At 40.0% G+C, this 3,047-nt stretch carries 4 protein-coding genes; all 4 read left to right on the plus strand.

Going from position 1 to position 3,047, the window contains the following annotated elements; translation table 11 throughout:
* Positions 1 to 110 precede the first annotated feature (110 nt).
* Entirely contained in the window at positions 111 to 323 is a 213-nt protein-coding gene (locus tag AC11ZT_RS07875; protein WP_484059076.1) for a hypothetical protein, read from the plus strand.
* On the plus strand, positions 304 to 1,209 hold the full coding sequence (gene metA / locus AC11ZT_RS07880; RefSeq protein WP_484059073.1) for a homoserine O-acetyltransferase MetA: 906 nt from the start codon (positions 304 to 306) through the stop codon (positions 1,207 to 1,209). The genes AC11ZT_RS07875 and metA overlap by 20 nt, the downstream gene beginning before the upstream one ends.
* Positions 1,210 to 1,499: 290 nt before the next feature.
* Entirely contained in the window at positions 1,500 to 2,795 is a 1,296-nt protein-coding gene (locus tag AC11ZT_RS07885; RefSeq protein WP_484059074.1) for a homoserine dehydrogenase, read from the plus strand.
* Positions 2,792 to 3,047 (plus strand): pyridoxal-phosphate dependent enzyme (locus tag AC11ZT_RS07890; protein WP_484059075.1); only part of this gene is annotated, 256 nt, incomplete at its 3' end. The genes AC11ZT_RS07885 and AC11ZT_RS07890, both read left to right, overlap by 4 nt.

Below are 3,047 nucleotides of genomic sequence, written 5' to 3' on the forward strand. Positions count from 1 at the left end.
GTACTCTGGGAGATAAGAGATATTCAGCCATGTGCGAGTTCGGGTTGCTTCTTTTACCTTTAGGGTAGGAAGCAGCCCTTTTATTTTAAAAAATAGAGAGGGTGAAGAGCATGGGGGAAACATGGAACAAAGGAACTATCTGTGATCAAGGAGGCTACACGCCTAAAAGCGGAGAATCACGTATGCTATCACTGTATCAAAGCACAACGCATAAATACGATACACCTGAGGAGTTGGCAGCCCTTTTTGTGTTACAAGCAGACATTGCTGACCTAGACCAAGCTTTGGTTGGAGGTAAGAAATATGCCCATTATTGTGGATAAAGATTTGCCAGCACGTAAGATCTTACAAAACGAGAATATTTTTGTCATGACGAAGGAGCGTGCCTTCTCACAAGATATTCGACCGCTCAAGATTGCAATTTTAAATCTAATGCCAACGAAGCAAGAAACAGAAGCACAGCTATTAAGATTACTTGGGAATACACCGCTTCAAGTAGATGTGCAATTCTTACACATGGCATCGCATACATCTAAAAATGTGTCACAAGATCATCTTACAAGCTTCTATTCGACTTTTCGTGATGTAGAGAACCAGCGATTTGATGGGCTCATCATTACAGGTGCTCCTGTAGAACTTATGCCATTTGAGGATGTAGACTATTGGGATGAGCTAAAGCGTATTATGGATTTTTCTGTAACGAATGTTACATCTACGCTTCACATTTGCTGGGGTGCACAGGCTGGCTTATATTATCATTACGGCGTTCCGAAATATACGCTAGAGCAAAAGATGTTTGGTGTTTTTCAACACGAACTACAGGGACAACATGTAAATCTAATCAGAGGGTTTGACGAGCAGTTTTTTGCGCCGCACTCTCGCCATACGGAAGTACGAGCGGAAGATATTAAACGTATACCAGAGCTGCAACTGCTAGCACAATCAGAAGAAGCAGGGGTACATCTCGTTGCAGATCGTGGTGGGAAAAATGTTTTTGTTCTCGGTCATAGTGAATATGCTCGTGATACGCTGAAATTAGAATACGAACGAGATATAAGCCGCGGTATTCCAATTTCTATGCCGCAGCATTATTTCAAGAATGATGATCCAAAGCAAAATCCATACGTCGCTTGGAGAAGTCATGGTAGTTTGCTCTTTTCCAATTGGTTAAACTATTACGTGTATCAAGAAACACCCTATCAAATTTAATGAGAAGCAAGCGGTGAAAACGGTGTAAACTGTTTTCACTTTTTTTATGGAGAAGTATGCCTATTTTTCAGAAATATGTTTTTAAAAGAATGTAAACTACAAAAAATGACACAAAATGATTCTGAAATTTCATAAAACGTTGTTTTTTAAATTTTCAGCTTATATAATTGCATATAAAGTGAAACTTCTATAAAGTAATTCTTTTAGTATATTTCTTTATGGAAGGTATAAAAATCTAACAAACTGTAAGAATCAGAAAAACACAGTATAGAAATAGGGGTGGACGATCAGTGAAAGAGATAAAGGTAGGATTGTTAGGGCTCGGCACAGTCGGTAGTGGAGTGGTCAAAATTATTGAGGACCATCAAGACCGGTTACGTCATCAACTTGGCTGTCCTGTAAGTATTGCAAAGATACTTGTACAAAATATAAATAAAGAGCGGGACGTCCGCATTACCCCGACGATTTTAACCACTGATGTAAATGACATCATTTATAATAAAGATATCGATATTGTAATTGAAGTTATGGGCGGCTTGAAGCACGCATACGATTATGTACTTACAGCTCTTACTAATGGTAAGCATGTTGTGACAGCTAACAAAGATTTAATGGCTCAGTACGGTGCAGAGCTTCTAGCCGTGGCAATGGAGAATCATTGTGATTTATTTTACGAAGCAAGTGTTGCTGGTGGGATTCCAATTCTTCGAAGCATCGTCGAAGGCTTTTCTTCTGATCGTATTACGAAAATGATGGGGATTGTCAATGGAACGACAAATTTCATTTTAACGAAAATGTCGAAGGAAGGAAAAGCATACGATGATGTGTTGAAGGAAGCACAGGCGCTCGGGTTTGCAGAGGCGAATCCTTCCTCAGATGTAGAGGGGCTAGATGCAGCTCGTAAAATGACGATTCTTGCATCACTTGGTTTTTCGACACATGTAGAGCTTGCCGATGTAAAAGTAAAGGGCATTACATCCATTACAGAAGAGGATTTAGCGTATAGTACAGATCTTGGGTATACGATGAAGCTAATCGGCATTGCAAAACGTGATGGAGATAAGCTAGAAGTTAGCGTAGAGCCGACACTTCTTCCGAATCATCATCCACTCGCATCCGTACAAAACGAATTCAATGCCGTGTATATTCACGGGGAAGCAGTAGGAGAAACGATGTTTTACGGACCAGGAGCAGGAAGCTTGCCGACGGCTACCTCCATCGTCTCTGATCTTGTAGCTGTTATTAAAAATATGCTTCTGGGTGTAACCGGAACGAGCGCAATAACTGCGCAATATCCGAAAATCTTGAAGAATGATACAGAAATATTTACTAAATATTTCTTGCGGCTTCATGTGAAGGATGAAATAGGCGTTCTTGCAAAAGTAACCTCCCTATTCTCTGAAAATGAAGCAAGTTTTGAAAAAATTATTCAATTGCCGCTTGAGGAAAAAGGAACTGCAGAAATCGTAATCGTTACACACCGTGTAACACTTGCAAATTATAACGCATTGCTAGCTGCATTAAACCGCGTAGAAGCAGTAAAATGTGTGAAGGCAAGCTATCGAATTGAGGGAGATGAAAAATGATGTGGAAGGGTCTATTATCACATTATAAGGAATTTTTACCAGTAACAGAACAAACACCAGAGCTTACATTAAACGAAGGGAACACTCCACTTGTGCATCTAGATACATTATCAAAAGAGTGGGGCATTGACCTATATGTAAAAATTGAAGGTGCGAATCCGACGGGATCTTTTAAAGATCGCGGGATGGTAATGGCAGTAGCAAAGGCAAAAGAAGAAGGAAGCCAAACAGTGATTTGTGCTTCAACAGGTA

It is taken from the genome of Ectobacillus sp. (genome assembly GCF_056992975.1).

Excerpts from the sequence above, each read along its gene's own strand:
- AC11ZT_RS07875 (WP_484059076.1), top strand. The coding sequence starts at position 111 with ATGGGGGAAACATGGAACAAAGGAACTATCTGTGATCAAGGAGGCTAC.
- metA (WP_484059073.1), top strand. The coding sequence starts at position 304 with ATGCCCATTATTGTGGATAAAGATTTGCCAGCACGTAAGATCTTACAA.